This is a genomic window from Halomonas sp. ML-15, from assembly GCF_014779595.1.
Lineage (GTDB): Bacteria > Pseudomonadota > Gammaproteobacteria > Pseudomonadales > Halomonadaceae > Franzmannia.
Window position 1 is genome coordinate 307,381 of record NZ_JACXZT010000010.1, and the last position, 25,662, is coordinate 333,042.

21 protein-coding genes are annotated in these 25,662 nt (G+C 65.0%); 19 read left to right on the top strand and 2 right to left on the bottom strand.

Going from position 1 to position 25,662, the window contains the following annotated elements; genetic code table 11:
• Nucleotides 1-14: 14 nt before the first annotated feature.
• The 6 genes from IEI94_RS08420 to IEI94_RS08445 all read left to right on the top strand — a co-directional run bounded on the left by IEI94_RS08420 (nucleotide 15) and on the right by IEI94_RS08445 (nucleotide 3,873).
• Nucleotides 15-341: a YbaB/EbfC family nucleoid-associated protein gene (locus tag IEI94_RS08420; protein ID WP_191166846.1), complete on the top strand. Its 327-nt coding sequence runs from the start codon at nucleotides 15-17 to the stop codon at nucleotides 339-341.
• Entirely contained in the window at nucleotides 341-946 is a 606-nt protein-coding gene (recR, locus tag IEI94_RS08425; protein ID WP_191166847.1) for a recombination mediator RecR, read from the top strand. Before IEI94_RS08420 ends, recR begins: the two co-directional genes overlap by 1 nt.
• Before the next feature lie 30 nt (nucleotides 947-976).
• Nucleotides 977-2,125: a ribonuclease D gene (gene rnd / locus IEI94_RS08430; RefSeq protein ID WP_191166848.1), complete on the top strand. Its 1,149-nt coding sequence runs from the start codon at nucleotides 977-979 to the stop codon at nucleotides 2,123-2,125.
• The gene (locus IEI94_RS08435) at nucleotides 2,122-2,418 is read left to right on the top strand and encodes a YcgL domain-containing protein (protein ID WP_191166849.1); all 297 of its coding nucleotides are present in this window, start codon (nucleotides 2,122-2,124) and stop codon (nucleotides 2,416-2,418) included. The genes rnd and IEI94_RS08435 overlap by 4 nt, the downstream gene beginning before the upstream one ends.
• A 27-nt stretch (nucleotides 2,419-2,445) precedes the next feature.
• Nucleotides 2,446-2,895, top strand: a complete 450-nt coding sequence (locus tag IEI94_RS08440) for a YcgN family cysteine cluster protein (protein ID WP_191166850.1) — start codon at nucleotides 2,446-2,448, stop codon at nucleotides 2,893-2,895.
• 519 nt (nucleotides 2,896-3,414) lie between these two features.
• A complete protein-coding gene (locus IEI94_RS08445; RefSeq protein ID WP_191166851.1) occupies nucleotides 3,415-3,873 on the top strand; it encodes a hypothetical protein in 459 nt (152 codons plus the stop codon).
• A 5-nt stretch (nucleotides 3,874-3,878) separates the two neighbouring features.
• On the opposite strand, the gene IEI94_RS08450 is transcribed toward IEI94_RS08445, so the two are convergent.
• Nucleotides 3,879-5,972 carry a S9 family peptidase gene (locus IEI94_RS08450; protein WP_191166852.1) on the bottom strand — a complete coding sequence of 698 codons (2,094 nt, stop codon included), beginning with the start codon at nucleotides 5,970-5,972 and terminating at the stop codon, nucleotides 3,879-3,881.
• A 74-nt stretch (nucleotides 5,973-6,046) separates the two neighbouring features.
• On the opposite strand from IEI94_RS08450, the gene IEI94_RS08455 reads away from it, so the two are divergent.
• The 9 genes from IEI94_RS08455 (at nucleotide 6,047) to IEI94_RS08495 (ending at nucleotide 19,087) form a co-directional block, all read left to right on the top strand.
• Complete coding sequence (locus IEI94_RS08455) at nucleotides 6,047-6,475, top strand: hypothetical protein (RefSeq protein ID WP_191166853.1); 429 nt, start codon at nucleotides 6,047-6,049, stop codon at nucleotides 6,473-6,475.
• A gap of 9 nt (nucleotides 6,476-6,484) precedes the next feature.
• A complete protein-coding gene (locus IEI94_RS08460) occupies nucleotides 6,485-8,371 on the top strand; it encodes a vWA domain-containing protein (RefSeq protein WP_191166854.1) in 1,887 nt (628 codons plus the stop codon).
• Nucleotides 8,364-9,158, top strand: coding sequence for a class II glutamine amidotransferase (locus IEI94_RS08465; RefSeq protein WP_191166855.1), 795 nt, complete (start codon nucleotides 8,364-8,366; stop codon nucleotides 9,156-9,158). Before IEI94_RS08460 ends, IEI94_RS08465 begins: the two co-directional genes overlap by 8 nt.
• A gap of 151 nt (nucleotides 9,159-9,309) precedes the next feature.
• Nucleotides 9,310-10,983 (top strand): AMP-binding protein, encoded by a 1,674-nt coding sequence (locus IEI94_RS08470; RefSeq protein ID WP_191166856.1) that lies wholly within the window; start codon nucleotides 9,310-9,312, stop codon nucleotides 10,981-10,983.
• Between the two features lie 385 nt (nucleotides 10,984-11,368).
• Nucleotides 11,369-15,367, top strand: a complete 3,999-nt coding sequence (gene hrpA / locus IEI94_RS08475) for an ATP-dependent RNA helicase HrpA (RefSeq protein ID WP_224750006.1) — start codon at nucleotides 11,369-11,371, stop codon at nucleotides 15,365-15,367.
• Between the two features lie 58 nt (nucleotides 15,368-15,425).
• Nucleotides 15,426-16,547, top strand: coding sequence for a beta-ketoacyl-ACP synthase III (locus IEI94_RS08480; protein WP_191166857.1), 1,122 nt, complete (start codon nucleotides 15,426-15,428; stop codon nucleotides 16,545-16,547).
• A 106-nt stretch (nucleotides 16,548-16,653) separates the two neighbouring features.
• Nucleotides 16,654-17,370: a VacJ family lipoprotein gene (locus IEI94_RS08485; RefSeq protein ID WP_224750024.1), complete on the top strand. Its 717-nt coding sequence runs from the start codon at nucleotides 16,654-16,656 to the stop codon at nucleotides 17,368-17,370.
• Nucleotides 17,371-17,379: 9 nt separating this feature from the next.
• Nucleotides 17,380-18,576: a PP2C family protein-serine/threonine phosphatase gene (locus IEI94_RS08490; RefSeq protein ID WP_191166859.1), complete on the top strand. Its 1,197-nt coding sequence runs from the start codon at nucleotides 17,380-17,382 to the stop codon at nucleotides 18,574-18,576.
• A complete protein-coding gene (locus IEI94_RS08495) occupies nucleotides 18,563-19,087 on the top strand; it encodes an STAS domain-containing protein (protein ID WP_191166860.1) in 525 nt (174 codons plus the stop codon). Before IEI94_RS08490 ends, IEI94_RS08495 begins: the two co-directional genes overlap by 14 nt.
• A 38-nt stretch (nucleotides 19,088-19,125) precedes the next feature.
• Here IEI94_RS08495 and tal read toward each other — a convergent pair whose 3' ends face one another.
• Nucleotides 19,126-20,061: a transaldolase gene (gene tal / locus IEI94_RS08500; protein ID WP_191166861.1), complete on the bottom strand. Its 936-nt coding sequence runs from the start codon at nucleotides 20,059-20,061 to the stop codon at nucleotides 19,126-19,128.
• Between the two features lie 147 nt (nucleotides 20,062-20,208).
• Here tal and IEI94_RS08505 point away from each other — a divergent pair, with 147 nt between their 5' ends.
• The 4 genes from IEI94_RS08505 (at nucleotide 20,209) to IEI94_RS08520 (ending at nucleotide 25,657) form a co-directional block, all read left to right on the top strand.
• A complete protein-coding gene (locus IEI94_RS08505; protein WP_191166862.1) occupies nucleotides 20,209-21,396 on the top strand; it encodes a multidrug effflux MFS transporter in 1,188 nt (395 codons plus the stop codon).
• Nucleotides 21,389-22,123, top strand: a complete 735-nt coding sequence (locus tag IEI94_RS08510) for a sulfite exporter TauE/SafE family protein (protein ID WP_191166863.1) — start codon at nucleotides 21,389-21,391, stop codon at nucleotides 22,121-22,123. Before IEI94_RS08505 ends, IEI94_RS08510 begins: the two co-directional genes overlap by 8 nt.
• A 160-nt stretch (nucleotides 22,124-22,283) precedes the next feature.
• Entirely contained in the window at nucleotides 22,284-23,237 is a 954-nt protein-coding gene (locus IEI94_RS08515) for a PstS family phosphate ABC transporter substrate-binding protein (RefSeq protein WP_191166864.1), read from the top strand.
• A 131-nt stretch (nucleotides 23,238-23,368) separates the two neighbouring features.
• The gene (locus IEI94_RS08520; protein WP_191166865.1) at nucleotides 23,369-25,657 is read left to right on the top strand and encodes an ABC transporter permease subunit; all 2,289 of its coding nucleotides are present in this window, start codon (nucleotides 23,369-23,371) and stop codon (nucleotides 25,655-25,657) included.
• Nucleotides 25,658-25,662: the final 5 nt, after the last annotated feature.

A 25,662-nucleotide genomic window follows, 5' to 3' on the forward strand; every position in this document is an offset into this window, starting at 1 on the left:
CAGGAGCATTAGCCATGATGAAGGGCGGAATGGGCAACCTGATGAAACAGGCCCAGGAAATGCAGGAAAAGATGCAGCGCATGCAGGAAGAGGCGCAGAAAGCCGAGGTCACTGGCGAGGCCGGCGCTGGCATGGTCAAGGTGACCATGAACGGACGCCACGATGTCAGCAAGGTGGACATCGACCCGAGCGTGCTGGAGGAGGACAAGGAGCTGCTCGAGGACCTGCTGGCCGCCGCGGTCAATGATGCGGTGCGCAAGGTCGAGGAGACCACTCGGGAGCGGATGGAAGAAGCCACCGCTGGCCTCGATCTGCCGCCCGGTTTCAAGATGCCGTTCTGATGAGTTTTTCTCCGCTTGTCGATCGTCTACTCGAGTCGCTGCGCGTGCTGCCCGGAGTCGGTCCCAAGAGTGCCCAGCGGATGGCGCTGCACCTCCTCGAGCGCGATCGCGAGGGCGGCCAGCGGCTGGCGGCGGTGCTTGCCCAGGCCCTCGATGAGGTCGGCTATTGTCAACGCTGCCGCACGCTGACGGAGGAGGAGATCTGCGGGCTGTGCCGCAACCCGCGGCGTGATGACAGCATCCTCTGCGTGGTCGAGTCGCCGGCTGATATGCTGGCCATCGAGGACGCGGGCGGTTATCTGGGGCAGTATTTCGTGCTCCACGGCCACCTCTCGCCGCTGGATGGCATCGGCCCCGAGGATATTGGCCTCGACCAGCTCGAGGCGCGGATCGACGCCGAGGCGGTCAGCGAGGTGATTCTGGCCACCAACCCGACCGTCGAGGGCGAAGCTACCGCCCACTACATTGCGGCTCAGCTCGCCGGCCGGCCGCTGCGGCTCTCGCGCCTTGCCTACGGCGTGCCGATGGGCGGCGAGCTCGAGTACGTCGACGGCGGCACCCTCAGTCGCGCCTTCAACGGCCGCCTGCCTTTTCAAAGTGAATGAGCCGCTTCGCGGCCAGGACACCCCCTGACTATGCCTATCACGTCCACCGGGCCCGACAGCCTCGATATCCGTTGGGTCGATACCCCGGCAGCACTTGACGCTGCCTGCGCCGACCTGGCCAGCGCCGAGATCCTGGCGCTGGATACCGAGTTCTTTCGTGAATCGACCTTTCACCCGGTGCCGGCGCTGCTGCAGCTCTCGGCCGGCGAAGCGGTCTACCTGATCGACCCCCAGGCCCTCGACGCCAGCCCGGCGCTGTGTGAACTGTTGGCGGGCGGACCGCTCAAGCTGCTGCATGCCAGCAGCGAGGACCTCGAGGTGCTGCGCAACTGGGCAGACGTATTGGTGGCCCCGCTGGTCGATACACAGGTCGCCCAGGGCCTGCTGGGCGAGGATCCGGCGATGGGCTACCAGCGGCTGGTCGAGCACTGGACCGGCGAGACCCTGCCCAAGGATGAGACCCGCTCCGACTGGCTCGAACGGCCACTCTCCGACGCCCAGTGTCGGTATGCGGCACTCGATGTGGTCTACCTGCTCGAGGTCTGGAAGCAGCAGCGCGAGCGGCTGGTCGAGCTCGGAAGATTGGACTGGCTCGAGGCCGACTGCGCCGAGCTGCTGGCTCAGGCGGGGCGTAACGGCGACGCCGACGGTCAGTGGTACCTGCGCCATCGTCAGCTGTGGCGTCTCACGCCGCGTCAGATCGACGCCTATCGGCGCCTGACGATCTGGCGCGAAGGGGAGGCGCGGCGGCGCAATCTACCGCGTGGCTGGCTGGTCAACGACAAGCTGCTCTACGCCATCGCCGAGGCCTTGCCGCAGCATCGCCAGGCGCTGGCCGCCATCGAAGGGGTCAAGCCGACGCTGGTCAAGCGCGAGGGCGACACCCTGCTGGCGCTGGTCGGTGAGGCGCGTCGGGCCGACGAAAGTGACCTGCCTGAGGCGCTGCCATCGCCCCTGGCGGGGGCTTTCAAGAAGCGTTTCAAGGCGCTCAAGCGGGTTGTAAGCGCCGACGCCGAAGCGCTGGGAGTGGCGCCGGAGGTGCTGCTGCGGCGCCGCGACCTGGAAGCCGTAGTGGCCGCCGACCTGCTGGATCGCCCGCTGCCTCTCCCCAAGGGCTGGCGCGGCGAGCGGCTCTCGGCGAGGCTGGCCGCGGCGCTGTCAGAGGGAGGAGAGGCATGAGCGGCGACAAACTGATATGCGAGATATACAAGAGTCCGCGCAAGGACGAGCTGTACCTGTATGTCGACAAGCGCCGGGGGCTCAGCGACGTGCCTGAGGCGCTACTCGAGCACTTCGGCACGCCGCTGTCGTTGACCACCATGCTGCTGACCGCCGACAAGCGTCTGGCGCGTGCCGAGGCCAGCGAAGTCATGGCGCAGATCGCCGAGAAAGGCTTCTACCTGCAGATGCCGCCTGCCAAGGAGCCCTATCTGCTCGACCTCTATCGTGCGCCAACGCAATCACGCTACTGAGCGCCGCCGGCGCGTAGGAGACACAGGATGCGCGAGCTGTTCTGGGAGCGCTATCGCCTCGACGAGCTCACCAATGAGGAGTGGGAGGCGTTGTGCGATGGCTGCGGACAGTGCTGCCTGCTCAAGTTTCATGACGACGATAGCGGTGAACTGGCGGTGCTTAACGTGGCCTGCGAGCTACTCGATATCGACAGCTGTCGCTGCGGTGACTACGCCAATCGATTCGCCCGGGTTCCCGACTGCACGCAGCTGACTCCAGCGCGCATCGACGAATTTCGCTGGCTGCCCGGCTCCTGCGCCTATCGCCGCCTGGCCGAGGGGCGCAGCCTGGCGCGTTGGCATCCGTTGATCTCCGGTGATAGCCGCCGCATGCACCGCAAGGGCATCAGCGTGGCCAGCTTCGCCGTCTCCCAGCGCGATGTGCCCGAAGCCGATTACGACGAGCATATCATCGCCATCCTGCCGATCGACGGTTAGCCCCTTTCAGCCGTTTCCACCAGCACTTAACCCCATGACGCCTGACAGGGCTGAGCCAACTGGTGCGCCATAATCATCTTGCCTTCTGATTGTGGTGGCCGCTTCTCCCGACGATGCTGATCAGTGTATGTAACAGCGTGTTGCTGGCGGCCTACTGAGCCAGCGACGGGGATCGGTATGGGGGATGGAACATGAAAGGCTATCGGAGGGTAGGGTTGCCGCTAGTGTGCATGATGCTGGCGGCACCGGTTGCCTGGTCGCAGGCGACCGACTGGGATGCGATTTCAGCGCCTGGTGAACTCGAGTCACTGGCGGATGACGAACTGTTGGAAATGATCGACGACCTGCCCCCCACCGCCGCCGGCGGTGGGGGCGGCGGTGGCTGCGGGGCTGGGGGCGGTGAGGAAGGAGGCGGCTGCGGAGGCGGTTTCTTGCTCAGCGTCAACACCAGTGCCGATGCCGAAGCGCCGCTGCCACCGGCGCAGCCGGTAGTGGTGGCCAATCCGTCAACGCCAGGCAATGGCGGTAACGGTGGCGGGAACGGCGGGGGTAACGGTGGCGGCGGTAATGGCGGCTCCGGCGGTGGCAATGGCGGGGGCGCCGGCGGTGGTGGTAACGGTGGCTCCGGCGGTGGCAATGGCGGGGGCGCCGGAGGTGGTGGTAACGGTGGCTCCGGCGGTGGCAATGGCGGGGGCGCCGGAGGTGGTGGTAACGGTGGCTCTGGTGGTGGCAATGGCGGGGGCGCCGGAGGTGGTGGTAACGGTGGCTCCGGCGGAGGCAATGGCGGGGGCGCCGGAGGTGGTGGTAATGGTGGCTCCGGCGGCGGTAGTGCTGGTGGCGGTGCTGGCGGTGGCGCCAACGGTGGCAGCGGCGGTAACGGCGGTGGGGGAGCCGGCGGCGGTGCCAATGGTGGTAGCGGCGGTGGCAGCTAAGGTCATGGCCACTGCCCCGTGGGGGCAGTGGCAGGTCACTCCCTGAGTGCCTTAATCGTCGAGCATGCCCAGCGCCCAGAGGATGAAGGCGTCCTGGCGAGCGCCATCATGCCACGCCTTGAAGCGCCCTGAAGCGCCAGCGTGGCCGGCGGCCATATCGGTACGCAGCAGCACCGGCCCGCGGGCGCTGCCCAGCTCGCGTAGGCGCGCATAGAGCTTGGCCGGCTCCCAGTAGGGCACCCGCGTATCGTGCCAACTGCCCTGCAGAAAGACAGTTGGGTAGGGCAGCGTAGCGAGGTTGTCGAGCGGTGAGTAGTCGCGGATACGCTTGCGGGCGGCTGGCTCATCGGGGTTGCCCCACTCGGTGTATTCGGCCGTGGTCAGCGGCAGATCGGGGTTCTCCATGGTGCGCAGCACATCGACGAACGGCACGTCGAGCACTGCGGCACAGAACGCCTCGGGGGCCAGATTGAGGCTGGCGCCGACCAGCAGGCCGCCGGCGCTGGCGCCATAGGCGGCGATGCGAGTCGGATCGCTGAGGCCGCTGTCGGCGAGGGCGTCGCGGGCGGCCAGGAAGTCGCGAAAGCTGTTCTGCTTATGCTCCATCTTGCCGGCCAGATACCATGGCTCGCCGCGGTCGCCGCCGCCGCGCACGTGGGCCACGGCGAAGGCCACTCCACGCTCGAGCAGTTCCAGCCTGGCCACCGAGAACCAGGGGTCGAGCACTTCGCCGTAGGCGCCGTAGCCGTACAGCAGCGTGGGCAGTGGCGTCTGGCCGAGCCGGTCGGCGCGGGCCACGATGGATACCGGAATCTGCTCCCCGTCGTGGGCGGTGGCCCAGAGTCGACGACACTCGAGCTGTTCGGGGAGCAGCGAGCCGCGGATCGGCTGCTGCTTGAGCAGCCGTCGCTCGCCGCTGTCGAGGTCGTGCTCCAGCCAGCGCACCGGCAGGGTGAACGACTCTTCGCGAAGCCTCAGGCGCCTGGCGGTGAAGTGCGGCATGTCGCCGAGCATCAGGCTGCAGGGCGCTTCAGGCAGCGGCAGGCGTTCATCCCGGTCGATGCCATGGGTGGCATCCAGTTCCAGCACTCGCAGCCGCACCTGTGCCTGCTGGTGGTCGCGTTCGGTGACCACCAGCCCCCAACTGAAGGCGTCCACGCCTTCCAGAGTGGCATCGTCACGGTGGGGCAGCAGCGGCTGCCAGGCCGGCTCGGTCTGGTCGGTGATGCCCGCTGTTTCCACGACTCGGTCGAGCCGGAAATGTGCGGCGTGGCGATTGTGCAGCACATAGAAGACGCCGGGGCGGTGGTCCAGCGCATACTCCACGCCGTTCTCACGACGCCTGAAGCAGCGCGGTGGCGTGGTCGGTGCGTCAGCGGGTATCAGGTGGCACTCTGTCGTATCCTTCGACGCCGACTCGAGTATCAGCCACTGCCTGGAACGTGTCTTGCCCAGCCCGAGCCAGAACTCCGGATCCTCTTCACGCAGGATCAGACTGGGCTCGCTGGCCCTGCCCGCAGCGTCGATCATTAGCCGCCACACGCTGTCCGGCCGCTGGGTTGCATCGTAGCGAGTGAACAGCAGGGTGGCGTTGTCCTCGGCCCAGCTCAGTTCCGGGCCAATGTCCTCCAGAATCCGCCGTGGCGTGCCGCCTGGCAGCCGCAACAGCCACAGCTCGAAGGTTTCGTCACCGCGGGTATCCTCGCTCCACGCCAGCCACTGCTCGTCGGGGGAGAGTGCCATATCACCCAGTTCGAAGTAGTCATGTTCGCCGGCGCGAGCTTCCAGGTCGAGAAAGCAGTGGCGCGTATCGGGCGACTCGAGCGGGTGACGCCACCAGCGCGGGAAATCGGCATCGGCGGCGGTCTCGCTCCAGTAGCAGTAGTGGTCGAGGGGACTGGGCAAGCCGCTGACGGCAAGCTCGCGGCGCGCCAGGTGGCCGTGATAGAGGGTCTCGATGAGCGCTTCGAGCGGGGCGAACCAGCTGTCGGATTCGCGGTTGGCCGACTCGAGGAAATCGCTGACCTGTGGGTCATCGCGGGACTCTAGCCAGTGCCAGAGCGGGTCGTCGGGGCGACGGAAGTCGGCAATGGGCGAGTCGATTGTCTGGTTAAGCAGATTATGACGCGGCGGCTGTGCTTTCATCGGGTGCGGTGTACCATAATGAGTCATGAATGTTGCAATGCTGCGTTTGCGCTGGCGCAGATATGGAGAGTTCGATGCTGATATCCGATTCCATCCCCCTACTCTGGCTGATTTATGCGGTGCTGTCGCTGATGGTACTGGGGGCAGGTTACATGGCGGTGCGTTTCTTGCCGCGGCTGCCGCGTCTGGTGATTGTCGGGACCGTGGCCGGGGCGCTGTGGATGCCGACGCGCTTTCGGCTGCCGATGCTGGAAGAGGGCGAATTCTACACCGGCTTTGCCCCGGCGGTGGTGGTCGCCGGAATTACCTTTCTTCAGCGCGATGGCGGCACCATGACCACCGCGCTGATACTGCTGGTACTGGGCGTTGGCCTGGGCGCAGTGGCGGGTGTGGCGCTATGGCTGTTGGGCCGTGGCGGCGACCAGACCGAGGCGCACCAGGCGCCCGCCGAGCGCGCTGAGCGGCCACCGTCCGGCGAGCGTCGGGAGCCGGTCATCGGCTAAGGAAGCGACATGCGCGCTGTGCTGAAGATGGGGTTGTGGTGGCTATTGGCCGTGGCAATGCCGCTGATGGCACAGCCTGCCGTGGAATTCTCGACGGATAGTGGTCAGTCGCCGTTGCTGTTTGTCGAGCGCGGCGTGGCGAGCAATGCGGCGTCCGAAGTGCGGGTGGTCATCGACGTCTCCGGCAGCATGCGCCATAACGACCCCGATCAGCTGGCCGCCAGTGCACTGGATCTGCTCGTGGCGCTGTTGCCCAATGGCATTCACGGCGGTATCTGGACCTTCGGTGAGTTCGTCGACAATCCGCTGCCCGTGGCACCGGTCGATGCCGAGTGGCGTGAACAGGCACTGGCGCTGCGCCCGGCGCTGGTCGATTATCAGCAGTTCACCGATATCGAGGCAGCGGTGCGCGAGGCCTCTGGCGACGCCGACAATGGTCCGCGCCATCTGATTCTGCTCACCGACGGCATGATCGACCTGCCAGCCGCGGGACAGGACAAGGCAGCTCGCGACGAGGCCTCGCAGCGAAGGCTGAGCGACGAACTGACGCCGCAACTGGCCGAGGAGGGCGTGGTGATCCACGCCGTGGCCTTCTCCCCGGAGGCTGACCTGCCACTGGTCGAGCTGCTCGGTCAGCGCAGCGGTGGCCTGGCCTCACTGGCCGAGTCTCCCGACGAGTTGCTACGTGCCTTTCTGGATATCTTCGACCGCATCTTCCCTAGCGACAGGGTGCCGCTGGACGATGGCCGTTTCACCATCGACGACCAGGTCGATTCGTTCTCGGCGCTGCTGTTCCACGACCCTGATTCGCCGGCATTGACCCTGATCGCCCCCGACGGTCAGCGCTACACTCGCGATGAGTATCCCGACGGCGTGCGCTGGCAGAGCGAACCGCGCTTCGATCTGGTCACCGTTCCCGATCCCGCGGAAGGCGAGTGGCGTGTCGAAGGCCCGATCAGTCTCGACAGTCGCATCAGCGTGGAATCGACCCTGACGCTGCGCACTGAGGAGTTGCCGGCGACTCTCTACCTGGGATTCGAGTTGCCGATCGATGCCTGGCTCGATCTCGACGGTGATATCCTGCCGTCACCGGCCTGGCCCGACGACCTGCGTCTGCGTGCCGAACTGCAGGATCTGGCGGGTAATGTCCAGGCGGCGACTCGCTTGGCTGCCGATGGCCAGCATTTCCGTGGGATACTGCCGGCGCCGGCCCTGGCCGGCAATGCGCGACTGGTGATCGACGCTGACAGCGTGCGTTTCCAGCGTCAGCGGGTGCAGGCGGTCAACGTGCTGCCGGCGATTGCTGCAGAGGTCGATGAGGCGGTATCGCGGGTCAGCCTGCGCGCCGAACATCCGCAACTGAACGTCGATAACACTCAAATTCGCGCCGAGCTGCAGGGTGAGATGCTCGACGTCGAGGCGCTGGACGAGCGGCAGTGGCAGATCGACTTGCCCGAGTTGCCTGACGATACCCGCCTACCGTTGCTGCTTAGCGCCACGGTGACCCTCGACGACCAGCGCCTGGAGCTCAGCCTGCCGCGGCTGGTGCTCAATCCGCAGGCGCGCATCGGCGTCGATGCCTTGCAGTCTGACAGCGCTGGTCTGCAGGCCGAAGCCCTCGAGGAGGTGCCTGTAGAAGAGGCCGAGCCGTTGCCCGAGCCCGACCTTGCCGAGCGCCTGATCAGTGCCATCAATCAGCTGCCGCGCCAGGCCCAGACGCTATGGCGGGATGCCATCCCGCGCCTCGAACGCGCCGGTGAGCCGCTCGGGCTGGACGGCGAGAGCACCCTGCGTTGGACTGTAGGCCTCGCTGCGCTGCTGCTGGCGCTGCTGGTGCTGGCGGGCTGGTCACGTGCCCGACGGCGGCCATTGCATCGAGAGGATCCCCATGTGTGAATTGTTGGGCATGAGCGCCAACGTCCCGACCGACATCTGCTTCAGTTTCACCGGTTTCCTGCATCGCGGTGGCGGCACCGGCCCGCACCGCGATGGCTGGGGCATCGCCTTCTATGAAGCCGGCGGTTACCGCGACTTTCGCGATCCGCACCCCTCGGTGGATTCACCCATCGCACGCTTGATCTGCGACTATCCGATCAAGTCCCACGTGGTGATCAGCCATATCCGTCAGGCCAATGTCGGCCAGGTGCAGTTGGCCAATACCCACCCCTTTACCCGTGAAATGTGGGGGCGCCAGTGGTGCTATGCCCATAACGGCCAGCTCGCCGACTGGGAGTCGCTGCCACTGGCGGTGTATCGCCCGGTAGGCAGCACCGATAGCGAGCACGCCTTCTGTTTCCTGCTCGGCGAGCTGAGGCGCCGCTTCGATGATCTGCCGGCCTCGCCCGAGGCGATCTGGGAGTGCCTGCACGGGCTCTGCGAGCGGCTACGCGGCCACGGCGTGTTCAACCTGCTGCTCTCCGATGGCGTCCACCTCTACGCCTACTGCTCCACCAAGCTGGCGCATATCACCCGGCGTGCGCCGTTCGGCAGGGCGCAGCTATCGGATGCCGAGCTCAGCGTCGACTTTGTCGAGCACACCACCGAGCACGATGTGGTGTCGGTGCTGGCCACCGAGCCGCTCACCGATAACGAGCAGTGGGTGCGCATGCTGCCCGGTGAACTGCTGGTATGGTGCGATGGCGAGATCGTTGCGCGCTACTTCGATGGTGGCGAAAGCGCCTAATAATTCATAGGCTGGGTGGGGATGCTGGCCTAAAGTGGCATGGCATCGGACGCTGCGAAATGTCATGTTCCAACGTTAGTTTCAAGCGAACGTTTGACGGACAATAAGAGTCGACAGGGTGTCGATCTATCTGAATAGCGGAGATTTGCCCATGAGTGAGCATGCCACTGCCCCGGTTCTCAATGGTCCGGCCCTGGAAGGCCTCGACGACTACGCGTCGGTGATCGATGTCTTCAAGATATCGGCCAAGAAATTTGCTGACAAGCCAGCTTTCACCTGCATGGGGCAGACCCTCACCTACGCCGAGCTGGACAAGCAGTCCCAGGCCTTTGCCGCCTGGCTGCAGCATGAAACCGGCCTCGAGCCCGGCGATCGCATCGCTATCCAGCTGCCCAATGTGCTGCAGTTTCCGGTGGCGGTGTTTGGCGCCATGCGCGCCGGCCTGGTGGTGGTCAACACCAACCCGCTCTACACCGAACGCGAGATGGCCCACCAGTTCAAGGACTCGGGCGCCAAGGCGATCCTGATCCTCGCCAACATGGCCGACAAACTGGAGAAGGTGCTCGATCGCACCGATATCAAGCATGTGCTGGTCACCGAGCTCGGCGATATGCACGGCTTTCCCAAGCGGCTGCTGATCAACGCAGTGGTCAAGTACATCAAGAAGATGGTGCCTGCCTATTCGCTGCCCACTGCGGTCGGCTTCCGTGAGGCGTTGAGCAAGGGGGCGGGGCTTTCGCATCAGGACGTCGAGCGTACACCCGATGACGTCGCTGCACTGCAGTACACCGGCGGTACCACCGGGCTTGCCAAGGGCTCGATGCTGACCCATCGCAACCTGATTGCCAACATGCTGCAGGCGCGGGCGGCGATAGGTCCGGCCCTGAAGGATGGTGAAGAGACGGTGATTGCGCCGCTGCCGGTCTATCACATCTACACCTTCACCGTGAACTGCCTGTTTCTGGTCGAGACCGGCAATCACTCGGTCCTGATTACCAACCCCCGCGATCTCGATAACTTCGTCAAGGAGCTGAAGAGCCTCAAGTTCAGCGGCTTTATCGGCCTCAATACGCTGTTCAACGCGCTGTGCAATCGCGACGACTTCAAGCAGCTCGACTTCTCGCGCCTCAAGCTGACGGTGTCGGGGGGCATGGCGCTGACCACGGCTGCCGCCGAGCGCTGGGAGAAGGTCACCGGCTGCGCCATCGCCGAAGGCTACGGCATGACCGAGACCTCGCCGATCGTCACCTTCAACCCGGTCGACGCCATTCAGCTTGGCACTATCGGCAAGCCGGTGGCCGGGACCACGGTCAAGGTAATCGACGACGATGGCCAGGCGCTGCCCTACGGGGAGGCTGGCGAGCTGTGCGTGAAGGGGCCGCAGGTCATGAAGGGCTACTGGAACCTGCCTGAAGAGACCGCCAAGGCGATGGACAGCGACGGCTGGATTCGAACCGGCGACATCGCCGTGCTGCAGGAGGATGGCTACGTCAAGATCGTCGATCGCAAGAAGGACATGATCATCGTCTCCGGTTTCAATGTGTATCCCAACGAGATCGAGGACGTGGTGGCCGGCCACCCCGACGTGGTCGAGGCCGCAGTGGTGGGGGTGCCGGACGAGGAGGCCGGCGAGGCGATCAAGCTGTTCGTGGTGTCGCGCAACCGGGATCTCGACGGCGAGACCCTGCGCCAGTGGTGCAAGAAGGAGCTTACCGGCTACAAGGTGCCCAAGACCGTCGAGTTCCGTGACGAGCTGCCCAAGACCAACGTCGGCAAGGTGCTGCGCCGCGAGCTGCGCGATCAGGAGACTAAGCAGAGCGCCTGATCGTCGACGCTGGAGTAGTCCCGAGCGCCGGTACGAGTAAGCCATGCAGTGTTGTCGCACATTGGTAGCAGCGCTCGAACTGATCCGTCGACAGGCCTGCGAGGAGGCGCTGTAAACCCGTCCCTGGGCGCTACCTTGCGCCCTGCTGCGCTCTCGCATCCTGCTCCGCTTGCAGGACCGGTGCTGGCCATCCATGGCCAGCCCGTTCGGAGGAATCCTCCTCACCCATGGCGCAAACCTCCTCTACGGCCTGTCCCCGGCGTTCTCGCTTATGGGCTGCCGCCATCGTCCTGAATTAGGCGCGGCCAGTCGCCAAGCGTTACACTATGCTGCCCGCCCCGGTATCGCCGGGGCGGGCAGTGTCATTTCAACCTGTGAGGCTGCCTTGAGCACCACCACCTCTCGCTCCGATGCGTCCACCGACCTGAGCCGACTGCGCGACCTCGAGACGCGGCTGGCCGACTGTCTGCGTGGCGATAGCGTGCGCCTGAGCAAGCGCCTGGCAGGGCTCGAGCGGCGCCTGCGCGACGGCAAGCCGGCGGACCGTGGCCTGAGCGAGCTCGCCGCGCAGATCGAGGCCTCGGCGGGCAAGGTCGCGGCGCGGCGAGCCCAGCCGTTCACCCTGCACTACCCCCCCGAACTGCCGGTGGCCGAGCGCCGTGACGATATTCTCGCCGCGCTGCGTGAGCACCAGGTGGTGGTGGTGGCCGGTGAGACCGGCTCCGGCAAGACCACTCAATTGCCCAAGCTGTGCCTGGAGCTAGGCCTGGGGCGGCGCGGCCTGATCGGCCATACCCAGCCGCGCCGGTTGGCGGCGCGCTCGGTGGCGACGCGCCTGGCCGAAGAGCTCGAGGTGCCGCTTGGCGAGCAGGTCGGCTATCAGGTGCGCTTCAGCGACCAGAGCAACCAGCGCACTCTGATCAAGCTGATGACCGACGGGATCCTGCTGGCCGAGACCCAGCACGACCCGGATCTGAGTCGCTATGAGGCGATCATCATCGACGAGGCCCACGAACGCAGCCTCAATATCGACTTCCTGCTCGGCTATCTCAAGCGGCTCACCGCGCGCCGCCCCGACCTCAAGATCATCATCACCTCGGCGACCATCGACGTGGAGCGCTTCGCCGCGCACTTCGGCGAGCCGGGCCGGCCAGCGCCGGTGGTCCAGGTGACCGGGCGCACCTATCCGGTGGAGGTGCACTACCGGCCGCTGGTGCGCGACGCCGAGGATGAAGAGGATCGCACCCTGCAGGAGGGCATCCTGCAGGCGGTGGAGGAGATCGAGCAGATCGAGCGCGACAAGCGCTGGTGGCACGGCCCCCGGGATGTGCTGATCTTCCTGCCCGGCGAGCGTGAGATCCGCGAGGCCGCCGATACCCTGCGCCGCGCCGACCTCAAGGGCACCGAGATCCTGCCGCTCTATGCGCGGCTCTCCAACGCCGAGCAGAATCGTGTCTTTCAGCCCCACGCCGGACGCCGCATCGTGCTCTCGACCAACGTCGCCGAGACCTCGCTGACCGTGCCCGGGATTCGCTATGTGATCGATCCTGGCCTGGTGCGCATCAGCCGCTACAGCTACCGCTCCAAGGTCCAGCGCCTGCCGGTAGAGCCGGTCAGCCAGGCCAGCGCCGACCAGCGCAAGGGGCGCTGCGGGCGGATCGCCGAGGGCGTCTGCATTCGCCTCTACGCCGAGGAGGACTTCCTGGCGCGGCCGGCCTTCACCGAGCCCGAGATCCAGCGTACCAACCTGGCCTCGGTGATCCTCTCGATGCTGTCGCTGAGGCTCGGCGAGATCGAGGACTTCCCGTTCGTCGATGCGCCGGATGGGCGCTTTATCAAGGATGGCTTCCGGCTGCTGTTCGAGCTGGGCGCGGTGGACGAGGCGCAGCGCCTGACCGCCACCGGCAAACGCCTGGCACGGCTGCCCATCGACCCGCGGCTGGCGCGCATGGTATTGGCCGGCGCCGAGCAGGGCGCCCTGCGTGAGGTGCTGATCGTGGTCTCTGCGCTGGCGGTGCAGGACCCGCGAGACCGACCGGCGGACAAACGTCAGGCCGCCGATCAGGCCCACCGACGCTGGCAAGATCCGGAATCTGACTTCGTCGCCTGGCTCAATCTGTGGCATGGCTTCGAGGCGGCTCGCGACGAGCTGTCGGGGAACCAGCTACGCCGCTGGTGCCGCGACAACTTCTTGAGCTATCTGCGTCTGCGTGAGTGGCACGACACCTTTCGCCAGCTGCGCCAGTTGCTGCGCGAGATGGATATTCAGGTGCCACCGGCTGCGCCGCGACCGGTGGATGAGCCGTCCGAGCAGCGTGCCGAAGCGCTCCGCGCCAATGCGGTCAAATTGCATCAGGCGCTGCTCACCGGCCTACTCTCCAACCTGGGCCAGCTGCTCGAGAACCGCGAATACCTGGGCGCGCGCAATCGCAAGTTCGTGATCCACCCTGGTTCGGGGTTGGCCAAGAAGTCGCCCAAATGGCTGATGGCCGGTGAACTGGTCGAGACATCGCGGCTATTCGCTCGCGAGGTGGCGCGCATTCAGCCGCAGTGGATCGAGCCGCTGGCCGGCCACCTGGTCAAACGCAGCTACAGCGAGCCGCACTGGGAGATGAAGCGTGCCCAGGTGGTGGCCTTCGAGCAGGTGACGCTATTCGGCCTGCCGATCGTCAATCGCCGCAAGGTCCATTACGGGCCGATAGCACCGGACGAAGCGCGCGAAATATTCATTCGCCGCGCGCTGGTGGAGGGCGAGTTTCGCACCAAAGGTGAGTTCTTCGCCCATAACCGGGCGCTGATCGACGAAGTCGAGGACCTCGAGGATCGCGCCCGCAAGCGTGACATCCTGGTCGACGAGGAAGCGCTATTCGACTTTTACGACCAGCGACTGCCCGCCGAGATCATCAATGGCAAGGGCTTCGAGGCGTGGCGCAAACGCGCCGAGGGCGACGACCCGGGGATTCTCAAGTTCGACCGCGACGCGCTGATGGCCCGCGACGCCGGCGACGTCACCGTCGAGCAGTATCCTGACGAGCTGGTGCTGGGCGGAGTGCGCTACCCGCTGGCCTACCATTTCGAGCCCGGTGCTGGCGACGATGGCGTGACCCTGACGGTGCCGGCGGCGATGCTGGCTCAGCTGCCGGCGGCGCGCCTCGAGTGGCTGGTGCCGGGCCTGCTGCGCGAGAAGTGCATCGCACTGATGAAGTCACTACCCAAGGCGGTGCGCCGCCAGGTGGTACCGATTCCCGACTGGGTGGACGCTGCCCTGGCCTCGCTGGTCCCCGATGACGTACCGCTGAGCGCGGCACTGGGCGAGTTCCTGCGCGTCAAGACCGGGCTGCGTCTGTCCCCCGATGACTGGCGCTACGATCAGCTCGAGCCGCATCTGGTCATGAATCTGCGTGTGGTCGATCACGACGGCCAGGTGCTGGGTGAAGGGCGTGACCTTGACGGGTTGATCGAGCGTTTCAGCGCGGCGGCCAGTCAGGGCGCCCGCGCCATGGCCGCGGCGGTGGGCGGCAGCGAGGCAGTCGCAGCGCTGCCCGAGGCGCCGCTGCCCGACTCGCGGGTGACCACTCAGGCGGGGATTCGCGTCGAGGCCTACCCGGCGCTGGTGGCCAACGGTGAGGGGCTGGCCGTCGAGCTTTTCGACCATCCCGACAAGGCGCTGGCGGCGCATCGCCGTGGGGTCACTCGGCTGGCGATTCAGCGCCTCCCCGACCAGGCGCGGCATATCGCCCGCCTCAAGGGGCTGGAGCGCTGCGCGCTGCTGTTCGCCAAGGTCGGCAGCAAGCGCCAACTGGTCGATGACGTGGTATTTGCCAGTGTCGAGCAAGAGGTGGCGGTGGACCCGCTGCCACGCTCGCACAGCGCCTTCGAGGCGCGTCTCGAGGCCAGCCGCAGCGACCTGGTGCCCCACGCCGAGGCGCTGGTGGCGACCCTCGAACAGGCGCTCAAGGGCCATCTGGCAGTGACCAAGGCGCTGAAGGGCAATCTCAGCTTCGCCCTGGCGCTGGTATACAGTGACCTGAAGGCGCAGATGCAGCGCCTGGTCTATCCCGGTTTCGTCACCGACGCCGGCGTCTGGCTCGAACACTATCCGCGCTATATGCAGGCCGCCGAGATACGCTTAGAGAAGGCGCCTCGGGAACGCAACCGCGATCAGATGATGATGCTCGAGGTGCAGGCGTTCGAGCGCCGCCTGGAGGAGCGCCGCGAGGCGACGCGCCGCTCCGGGGCCAGCGACCCTGCCCTCGACGACTTCGCCTGGTGGATCGAGGAGCTGCGGGTCTCGCTATTTGCCCAGCAGCTGGGTACCGCGATGCCGGTGTCGGCCAAGCGGCTGGAACGGCGCTGGGCCGAGATCACCGGCCGACACCACTGAATACCTTTATATATATACGACGGCCAGATATCTCGATGCCGTCGCCAGGAGATACGCCATGACCTCAGCCGTGATTACCGGCAGCGGCCTTTTCACCCCCAGCCAGTCGATCGACAACGATGCGCTGGTGGCCTCCTTCAACGCCTGGGTCGATGCCGAGAACGCCCGCCGCGCCGATGCTATCGCCGCCGGCGAATGCGAGCCGCTGGCACACTCGAGCAGCGAGTTTATCGTCAAGGCGTCGGGGATTTACAGCCGCTACGTGCTCGACGCCGACGGGATCCTCGATCCCGAGCGGATGCGCCCCAAGCTGCCCCAGCGCGGCAACGACGAGCCCTCGATCCAGTGTGAGATGGGCCTGGCCGCAGCGCGCCAGGCGCTGGAGGCTGCGAACGTCGAGGCCAGCGAGATCGATCTGGTGATCGTTGCCTGCTCCAACCTCGAGCGCGCCTATCCGGCGGTGGCGGTAGAGTTGCAGGCGGCGCTCGGCACCGGCGGCTACGCCTTCGATATGAACGTGGCGTGCAGCTCGGCGACCTTCGCCATCGACATGGCCAACAACGCCATTCGCGCCGGCAGTCTGCAGCGGGTGCTGGTGGTCAGCCCCGAGATCTGCTCGGCGCACCTCAATTTCCGCGATCGCGACAGCCATTTTATCTTCGGCGATGCCTGTACCGCGGTGGTAGTCGAAGCCGCCGACGTCGCCCGCAGCGAGCGGCGCTTCGAGATCCTTGGTACGCGGCTGACCACGCGCTTCTCCAATGCTATTCGCAACAATGCCGGCTTTCTCAATCGGGTCACCGATAGCGACCCTCAGTCGCTGGATAAACTGTTCGTTCAGGAGGGGCGGCGGGTATTCAAGGAGGTCTGCCCGCTGGTAGCGTCGCTGATCGGCGACCACCTGGCGAGCCTGGGCGTGGCCGATACGCCGCCGGCGCGGCTCTGGCTGCACCAGGCCAACCGCCATATGAACGACATGATCGCGCGGCGCGTGCTGGGTCGCGAGCCCAGCGAGAGCGAGGCGCCGGTGATCCTCGATCGCTACGCCAACACCAGCTCGGCCGGCTCGATCATCGCCTTCCATCTGCATCGCGACGACTTGCAGGCCGGTGAGCTAGGGGTGGTGTGTTCGTTCGGTGCCGGCTACAGTGCCGGCAGCGTGGTAGTACGCAGGGCTTAATCAACCATCTACAATATAGCGGTAACCACAGGGTGACATGATGCCAGGCAAGGGACGTGGGTGGAGGAACGAGTGGGCGGCCGGAGTGCGTCTGGCGGCAGCGTTGATGATGGCGCTGGTGCTGGCCGGCTGTGCCGGTGCCCAGACGATCGAGGAGCGTAACCCGGACGACCCCTGGGAGGGCTTCAATCGGCGAGTTTTCGTGTTCAATGATGCGCTCGATCGCGCCATTCTGCGTCCCGTGGCCCGCGGTTACGACACCGTTGCGCCGCAGCCGGTGCAGACCGGTGTCAGCAACTTCTTTTCCAATCTCGGCGAACCGCGTACCGCGCTCAACAGCCTGCTGCAGGGCAAACCGGGCAATGCCGGTATCGCCACGGCACGCTTCCTGATCAACACCACGGTGGGTATCGGCGGGCTGTGGGACTTTGCCACGCATATGGAGATCACCGGGCGCGACGAGGACTTCGGCCAAACCCTGGGTGCATGGGGTGTTGGCGAGGGGCCCTATGTCATGCTGCCGTTCCTCGGGCCAAGCACGGTGCGTGACACCGCCGGCCTGCCGCTGGACTGGTATGCCTATCCGGTGAATCATATCGATGACGTGGCGTTGCGCAACAGCCTGCGAGTGGTTCAGGTCGTCGACACGCGCGCCGGTCTGCTGGATCTCGAAGATCTGATTAGCGGTGATCGCTACAGTTTTATTCGTGACTCCTATTTGCAGCAGCGGCGTTACGAAGTCAGCGATGGGGAGCTGGGCGACGATCCGTTCGCCAGCGACGACTTCGATTTCGATTTTGACGATGACGACTTCGCCGATTAAAGGTGGTGTATGGCTAGTGACAAGCGCTTGATCGGGGTCATCGACCAGCCTGGAACGGAGCGCGATGCGCTGGCCGACATGATTGCCAAGGACCATTTTGCGGTGGTGGCGGTGACCGATCCCGAGGAGTTGCCCGACCATACCCTGCTGGCGGTGGCGCATGTGCGTGCGGTGCCGCCTGCCCAGTGGGCATCGCTTTCTGAACGGCTCCCGACCCTGGTGGTCAGCGACGAGCGCCTGGACGCCGAGCTGCTCAAGGCGGTGGAGGTCGGCCTGGTCGACTATATCGTAGAGCCGCTGCGTCATGGCGACGTGCTGCGGCGCATGATCGACAAGGTGATCGACAATCATCGTCTGGCGCGGGAACACGAGCGCGACCGTGCGCGCCTCGCCGATCTCAACGAGCACCTCGAGACGCATCTGGACATGCTGCGCCTCGATCAGCAGGCCGGTGGCCATATCCAGCGCAAGCTGCTGCCTCAGCGCCCGCTGACTCTCAATGGCGTGAGCTGCGACTACTGGCTGGCGCCTTCCCTCTATCTGTCCGGCGATTTCCTCGACTTTCAGCGCTTCGACGAGCGCTACAGCGTATTCTACTTTGCCGATGTCTCCGGACACGGCGCCTCCTCTGCCTTTGTCACGGTGCTGCTCAAGTACCTGTGCAATAACTGGTTGTCGCAGTGGGATGGCCGGGCGCCGGAGCGCCTGCCGGCGCGCTGGCTCAGCAAGCTCAACCGCGAGCTGCTGGATGCCGGGATCGGTAAGCATGCCACGCTGTTCGTCGGCGTGTTTGACCGCCAGCGCCACTACCTGCACTATTCGCTCGGCGCCCAACTGCCGATGCCGATGCTGGTCAGCGACAATCGCCTCCGTCTGCTTGAGGGTGAAGGCATGCCGGTGGGCTTGTTTCCGGGCGTAGAATATCCCACGCTAGGCTGTGAACTACCGCAGAACTTCCGACTTTGGCTGTGTTCGGATGGGGTACTGGAGTGCCTGTCTGGTGATGGGCTCGATAGTCGGCTCAAGGAACTCGAGCGTCTGGTGCTGGCCAGTGATGATGTGGCCGCACTGAGGGGGAAGCTGTCACTGGGTGACGTGCCGGAAAACGACGACGATGCCGTCGCCGAGCGCGCCCCGGGCCATGATGAGCTTCCAGATGACCTGACGATCATGACGTTGAGCGGATTTGGCGATGATGATACATGAGGGGCGACTGAAGGCCGCGTTCGATTCCGGTGTCTTCGTGCTCAAGCTGTGCGGCGATGTGCGCCTGACGCTGTGCGCCACGCTGGACGATCAGGTTCAGCGTCTGGCTGCGACGCCTGGGCTCAAGGCCGTGATGATCGACCTGCGCGATACCAGCAACGTCGATTCGACGGCGCTGGGGTTCCTCGCCAAGGTGGCGATGGCCGTGCAGGGCAAGATCGAGCAGCCACCGACCATTGTGGCCGACCACCCCGACGTGCAGCGTATGCTCGACGTGATGGGCTTTGCCCACTACTTCACCCTGGTCGAGGCACCGCTCAGCGAGCCGCGTGAGCTCGACGAACTGCCGCAGATCGAGGCCGACGAAGCCGGCCTGCAGCAGCGTATACTGGACGCGCATCGCACCCTGATGCATATGAACGAGCACAATCGCTCGGAATTTCAGCCGCTGGTGACGCTGCTCGAAGAGCAGCAACGGGAGCGCGAACGCTCCCCTGCGCCGCTTAAATAGCGTGCACCTTTAGGAATAGCGTGCACCTTTAGGCAAGGCTAGCAGCGTAGCTCTCCCAGCAGCTTCTCCAGCTTGCGCTGGTCGTCCATGAACTTGCGAATCCCCTCGGCCAGCTTTTCGGTGGCCATGGCATCCTCGTTCATGGCCCAGCGGAACTCCGCCTCGTCGTGAGGCTCGGGCGCGGAGGTTTCGGCATCCAGCGGCGTCAACCGACGGCTCAGGGGGCCGCGCTCGGCGGCGAGCTCCTCGAGCAGTTTGGGCGAGATGGTCAGCCGGTCGCAGCCGGCCAGCGACTCGATCTCGGCGCGGTTGCGAAAGCTCGCCCCCATCACGATGGTCTTGTAGCCGTGCCCCTTGTAGTGTTCGTAGATCGCCTTGACCGACCGCACTCCCGGATCGTTGTCACCGCTGAAGTCGGCGTCCGGTGTGGCGGCCTTGTGCCAGTCGAGGATGCGACCGACGAAGGGGGAGATCAGCGTCACCCCGGCATCGGCGCAGGCCTGCGCCTGGACGAAGCTGAACAGCAGGGTGAGATTGGTGCGGATACCCTCACGCTCCAGCTGCTCGGCGGCGCGAATCCCTTCCCAGGTCGAGGCAACCTTGATCAGAATCCGCTCGCGACCTACGCCGCGCCGCTCATAGCGCTCGATCAACGAGTGGGCGCGGGCCAGCGTGGCCTCGCTGTCGAAGGAGAGCCGCGCACTGACTTCGGTGGAGACATAGCCTGGCACCAGCTCGCTGATCTCGCTGCCGATCTCCACCGCCACGGCATCCAGGGCGTCGTCGATATCGACGCTCTGCCGGGCCAGCTCGGCTAGTCGGGCGCGACGCGTCTCCTGCTGAGCCGCCTGCAGAATCAGCGAGGGGTTGGTGGTAGCGTCGGTGGGGCTGAAGCGGCGAATCGCCTCGATATCGCCGGTATCGGCGACCACCGTGGTCATGCGTTTGAGCTGTGACAGTTTATCCTGGTCCATGGGCGTGCTTCCTGTGCGTGGTCGGTACCGTTGCCGCTACTCTACCAATCAGGCAAGCACTGCGCCTAGCGTCGTCTGGTGGTATGATTAGCGTCCTATCTTTTCACGCTGGCCGGCCGCTTGCCGTTGCCGGCTCGAGGAGGCGTCGTGACGCTCAATGCTCGCCGGGTTGCTTGGCTGGTAGCGGCTAATACCGCGCTGGCACCGTTTGCCATTGATGCCTATCTGCCGGCGATGTCGCGGTTGGCGGCGTCGGTGGGGGCCAGTATTCACCATACCGAACTCTCGATCAGCGTGTTCCTGTTCGGCTTTGCGTTTGGTCAACTGGTATTCGGGCCGCTATCTGATCGCATGGGGCGCAAGCCGGTGCTGATTGGTGGCCTGGTGGTGTTCATGCTGGCGAGTCTGATGATCACCACGGTGGGGTCACTCCCTGAGCTGCTGGCCTGGCGCTTCGTCCAGGCGCTGGGCGGCGGCGCCTGCGTCGTCAACTCGGCGGCCATCGTGCGCGACTGCTTCAGCGGCCGCCAGGCGGCCAGCGTGATGTCGACCATGGCGATGATCATGATGCTGGCGCCGCTGGTGGCGCCGGTGGTAGGTAGCGGGCTGCTCTATCTGGCCGACTGGTGGCTGATCTTCGTGTTTCTGGCGCTCTATGCGGCCTTTCTGATCTGGCTGCTCAGTACCCAGCTGCCGGAGACTCGCGACCCCAACCTGCCCGCCGCCAGCCCGCGCCAGGTGCTGGCCAACTACGCCAGCGTGCTGCGCCATCGCCAGGGCATGGGCTATATCTGCGCGGTGGCGGCCTCCTTCGCCGGGCTGTTTGCCTTCGTTACCTTCTCGCCGTTTCTGTATCTCGAGTACTTCGGGCTGTCACCGGCCATGTATCCGCTGGTGTTCGGCGTCAATGTGGTGGTGATCGCGCTCTCCAACTGGGTCAATATCCGCCTGCTGCGCGGCAAGCGTACCCCGCAGCAGAACATGTATCTGGGCCTGGGCATTCAGCTGAGCGCGGCCACGGCACTGGTCGCGGTCACCATCCTCGGGCTCGATTCGCTCTACACCCTGGTGCCACTGGTCATGATCTATGCCGGCATGGTGGGGCTGATCACCCCCAACGCCATGTCGTCGCTGCTCGACCACTTTGGCCATATCAGTGCCACTGCCACCGCGGTGATGGGCGCTCTCAAGTTCGGCGCCGCCGGCCTCGCCGGGGTGATGGTCACCGCCTTCGAGATCGAGAATCTGTGGCCGATGGTACTCACCATGCTCGGCGTGTCGATCTTCGGCAACGTGGCGATGCGCTGGCTGGTAGGGCGCCGCGCAGATGCCTGAGGCGCTGTTCAGCGCCCTCGACGTGGCACCGCTGGTATGGGTGGGCTGCGGCCTGACGCTAATGGTGGGGGCCTTCGTGCAGCGCGCCACCGGCTTTGGCCTGGCAGTGGTGGGTGCACCGCTGCTGCTGATGCTCGAGCCGCGGCTGGTGCCGGTGATCCTGGTGCTGTTCGGTTTTACGGTATCGCTGATGATGATCGGCAAGTATCGCCACGAGGTGCGGGTGACCTTTATCGGCACCGCCCTGGTGGGGCGGGTGCCGGGCACCGTATTCGGCATCTGGCTGCTGCTGGCGGCACCCCTGGCGCTGCTCGAGAACGCCATTGCCCTGATCGTGCTGAGTGCGGTGGCGGTCAGCCTGCTCAAGGTCAGCGTGCCGGTCAATCGCGTCAGCCTGTTCGTGGCCGGGGTACTGTCGGGAATCTTCGGCACTATCTCGGCAATCGGCGGCCCGCCCATCGCCATGCTGATGCATCGCCTGCCGCCGGACAGCGCACGCGGCAATCTCGCCGCCTACTTTATCTGCAGTTCGCTGATGACGCTGCTGGCCCTGGTGCTGGCGGGCCAGGTCCGTGTCTGGCACCTGACCCTCGCCGTCACCCTGTTCCCCTGGCTGCTGGTCGGCAATGCCCTGGCCAACGCCTGCGCCCACCGCTTCGATCGCCGCGCCTTGACCTGGTCGTCAATGGCGCTCTCCACCCTGGCCGCACTTGGCCTGCTGTTGTAGGACACTGTCACAAAAGCTTCATTGAAAAATTCGCTGTCTCGCCGCTGCTGTCACGTGAGTGTCATGGGCGATTTCTATAGTGCGTTGGCACATCGGTCATGCAGAGCATGGCTGGATAAGGCCACCGGGCCAAATACGCTGCGCATATCTGGAGATCAACATGAAACTCAAGGTTCTGGCTGCTGCCGTCATCGGCGCTTCATTCATCTCGACCCACGCCATGGCAGACGTCGATCCCGATCTGCCCGAGTACGAAACCGTCAGTGGTATCTCCGGGAACATGACCAGTATCGGCTCCGATACGCTGAACAACCTGATGACACTGTGGGCCGAGGAGTTCGCTAACTTCTACCCCAACGTCAATATCCAGATCCAGGGTGCTGGTTCCGGCACCGCGCCGACCGCGCTGACCGAGGGCACCGCCCAGTTCGGTCCGATGAGCCGCGAGATGCGCACCTCGGAAGTGCAGTCTTTCGAGGACCGCTTCGGCTATCCGCCGACCATGGTGCCGGTGGCCATCGACGCCCTGGCCATCTACGTCAACCAGGACAACCCCCTGGAGAGCATCACCCTGCCCCAGGTCGATGCGATCTTCTCTGAAACCCGCCGCTGCGGCTATGACGAAGACATCACCCGCTGGGGCCAGCTGGGCCTGGACGGCAGCTGGGAGAATCGCGACTTCACCCTCTACAGCCGTAACGCCGTCTCCGGCACCTACGGTTTCTTCGCCGAGAACGCCCTGTGTGGCGGCGACTTCAAGGACTCTATCAACGAGCAGCCGGGCTCCGCCTCGGTGGTGCAGGGCGTCAGCGAGTCGATCAACGGCATCGGCTACTCTGGCATCGGCTATATCACCTCCCAGGTGCGCGCCGTACCGGTGGCACGTGACGAGGGCGAAGAGGCCTACACCGTGGAGAACGAGAACTACCCGCTGGCGCGCTACTTGATGGTCTACGTCAACAAGCACCCCAACGAAGATCTGGATCCGCAGCAGGCCGAATTCCTGCGCATGATCCTCTCCCGCCAGGGCCAGGAAGTGACCGCTCGTGACGGCTACATTCCGCTGCCCGAAGCAGTGGCCAGCCGCGTGCGCGCTGAGCTCGGTATCGACTGATACTCCGATCATGATCGCTCTGAACGGGGCGCCTTGCGGCGCCCCGTTGTTATTTCCGGACTGTCACATGACTGTCATGGACCCTGCTTACCCTCTGCGTATCCATCCATCCGACGGGATTTTTCTCCGCCATGAATGACACCTCCCAACGCCCCCTGTCGGGTCAAGGCAGATCGCTGCTGCCCAGCCCCGAGCAGCGTGAGCGACTGCGGCGCAAGCGTGCTTTCAAGGACAGCTTTTCGCGCTACGGTATCGGTGCCGCCGGTATTGCCGTCGTGCTCGCCTTGGGGATGATCTTCGTCTACCTCTTCTCCGAGGTCATGCCGCTCTTCAAGTCGGCTCAGGTCACCACCCAGCAGACCTATAGCGTACCCGGAGTAGGGGGCGACGAGGCGCTCGAGCACCTGACCATCGACCGCCATGACACCCTGGGGGCGAGCTTTACCGACACGGGACGCATCACCTTCTTCGACCTGGACGGTGGTGACTTGCGGGCGTCGTTCGAGGTGCCCCGGCCGGAGGGTGCCAGCCGCTCGGCTTTCGCCACCGCTTTCGCCACCACGCGTGCCTTTGCCTACGGCTACGACAACGGCGATATCAGCCTCGGGCAGGTGGAGTACGCCATCACCTATCCTGACAATCTGCGCCATATCGAGCCCGAGCTGGAGTTCCCTCTCGGTGAAGAGCCGCTGACCCTGGACGAAGAGGGGCGGGCCATCCAGGTACTGGGGCTGCAGGTCAGTGACCGCGGCATCTACGCGGCGGTCGAGCTCGACGATGGCACCCTGATGGTGACCTCCTTCGATGTTCAGGAGAACATCATGACCGGCGCGGTGACCGTCGAGCAGACCACCGCCGAGCTGCCCGGCTTCGACGGTAGTGCCCGCCAGATCTTGATCGATAATCGCTTCCGGCATCTCTATGTCTCCGATGACGCCGGCTATATCCATCACTACGATATCGGCAACCTCGACGATCCCCAGTATCGCGGGGCCGTGCAGGTCACCGACAGCGGCTACGTGTCGGAGATGGTCCTTCTCAACGGCACCGTGTCGATCATCGCCGGCACCTCTGATGGCCAGGTCCGCCAGTATTTCCCGGTGCGCGACGCCCAGAACCAGCACGATCTGACGCATATCCGAGATTTTGCCCGCTATGAGGCGCCCATTACCCATATCGCAGCGGAGCATGCGCGGCGCGGTTTCCTGGTCGGCGATGAGCAGGGCAGTCTGGGCATACACCACGCCACGGCGGGCGCCGACGTCTTCGATGCGCGGATGACCGAAGGCCCGCTGGTGCGTATCGCCATCTCGCCGGTCAACTCCATGGCGTTGTTTGCCGACGAGAATAACCAGCTGCAGGTCGCCGAGGTCAGCAACCGGCACCCCGGCATTTCGTTCTCGTCCCTGTGGCAGAGGGTCTGGTACGAGGGGAGCAGCCAGCCTCGCTATGTCTGGCAGTCCACCGCCGGAGGCGATGAGTACGAGCCCAAGATGAGTCTGATGCCGCTGACCGTCGGCACCCTCAAGGCGGCCTTCTACGCCATGCTGTTCGCCACCCCGCTGGCGCTGATGGGGGCCGTCTATACCGCCTACTTCATGTCGCCCAGGCTGCGCGGCAAGGTCAAACCGACCATCGAGGTGATGGAGGCGCTGCCCACGGTGATCCTCGGCTTCCTCGCCGGCCTGTGGCTGGCACCCTTCGTCGAGAATCATTTGCCGGCGGTGTTCAGCATTCTGATCCTGATGCCTATCGCCATGTTGGTCTTCGCCTACCTCTGGAGTCGCCTGCCCGAGGGCCTGCGTACCGCGGTGCCCGACGGCTGGGAGGCGGTGATACTGATGCCGCTCATCGTGCTGGTGGGCTGGGCCTGTGTCACGGCAAGCCCGCATGTCGAGATCATGTTCTTCGACGGCAGCATGCGTCAGTGGCTGACCAATACCGGGTTCAACTACGACCAGCGCAACGCCTTGGTGGTGGGTATTGCCATGGGCTTCGCGGTGATCCCGACGATCTTCTCGATTGCCGAGGATGCGGTGTTCAACGTGCCGCGCCATTTGACCCAGGGCTCGCTGGCGTTGGGCGCGACGCGCTGGCAGACCGTGGTCGGCGTGGTGCTGCCCACCGCCAGCATCGGCATGTTTTCGGCAGTAATGATGGGCTTCGGCCGTGCGGTGGGCGAGACCATGATCGTACTGATGGCCACCGGCAACAGCCCGATCATGAACTTCAATATCTTCGAAGGCATGCGCACCCTGTCGGCCAATATCGCCGTCGAACTCACCGAAACCGCGGTGGGGTCGAGCCACTTCCGAGTGCTGTTCCTCGCCGCTCTGGTACTGCTGGGTATGACCTTCGTGGTCAACACCCTGGCCGAGATCATTCGTCAGCGCCTGCGCAAGCGCTACGGCAACCTCTGATTCCG

Bases quoted from the DNA above. Each gene is read 5' to 3' on its own strand.
- IEI94_RS08480 (WP_191166857.1), top strand. From the start codon at position 15,426: ATGACCTCAGCCGTGATTACCGGCAGCGGCCTTTTCACCCCCAGCCAG.
- rnd (WP_191166848.1), top strand. From the start codon at position 977: ATGCCTATCACGTCCACCGGGCCCGACAGCCTCGATATCCGTTGGGTC.
- IEI94_RS08495 (WP_191166860.1), top strand. From the start codon at position 18,563: ATGATGATACATGAGGGGCGACTGAAGGCCGCGTTCGATTCCGGTGTC.
- recR (WP_191166847.1), top strand. From the start codon at position 341: ATGAGTTTTTCTCCGCTTGTCGATCGTCTACTCGAGTCGCTGCGCGTG.
- IEI94_RS08470 (WP_191166856.1), top strand. From the start codon at position 9,310: ATGAGTGAGCATGCCACTGCCCCGGTTCTCAATGGTCCGGCCCTGGAA.
- tal (WP_191166861.1), bottom strand. From the start codon at position 20,061: ATGGACCAGGATAAACTGTCACAGCTCAAACGCATGACCACGGTGGTC.
- IEI94_RS08445 (WP_191166851.1), top strand. From the start codon at position 3,415: ATGGCGGTAACGGTGGCGGGAACGGCGGGGGTAACGGTGGCGGCGGTA.
- IEI94_RS08435 (WP_191166849.1), top strand. From the start codon at position 2,122: ATGAGCGGCGACAAACTGATATGCGAGATATACAAGAGTCCGCGCAAG.
- IEI94_RS08485 (WP_224750024.1), top strand. From the start codon at position 16,654: ATGATGGCGCTGGTGCTGGCCGGCTGTGCCGGTGCCCAGACGATCGAG.
- IEI94_RS08460 (WP_191166854.1), top strand. From the start codon at position 6,485: ATGCGCGCTGTGCTGAAGATGGGGTTGTGGTGGCTATTGGCCGTGGCA.
- IEI94_RS08490 (WP_191166859.1), top strand. From the start codon at position 17,380: ATGGCTAGTGACAAGCGCTTGATCGGGGTCATCGACCAGCCTGGAACG.
- IEI94_RS08455 (WP_191166853.1), top strand. From the start codon at position 6,047: ATGCTGATATCCGATTCCATCCCCCTACTCTGGCTGATTTATGCGGTG.
- IEI94_RS08515 (WP_191166864.1), top strand. From the start codon at position 22,284: ATGAAACTCAAGGTTCTGGCTGCTGCCGTCATCGGCGCTTCATTCATC.
- IEI94_RS08520 (WP_191166865.1), top strand. From the start codon at position 23,369: ATGAATGACACCTCCCAACGCCCCCTGTCGGGTCAAGGCAGATCGCTG.
- IEI94_RS08450 (WP_191166852.1), bottom strand. From the start codon at position 5,972: ATGAAAGCACAGCCGCCGCGTCATAATCTGCTTAACCAGACAATCGAC.
- IEI94_RS08510 (WP_191166863.1), top strand. From the start codon at position 21,389: ATGCCTGAGGCGCTGTTCAGCGCCCTCGACGTGGCACCGCTGGTATGG.
- IEI94_RS08440 (WP_191166850.1), top strand. From the start codon at position 2,446: ATGCGCGAGCTGTTCTGGGAGCGCTATCGCCTCGACGAGCTCACCAAT.
- IEI94_RS08420 (WP_191166846.1), top strand. From the start codon at position 15: ATGATGAAGGGCGGAATGGGCAACCTGATGAAACAGGCCCAGGAAATG.
- IEI94_RS08465 (WP_191166855.1), top strand. From the start codon at position 8,364: ATGTGTGAATTGTTGGGCATGAGCGCCAACGTCCCGACCGACATCTGC.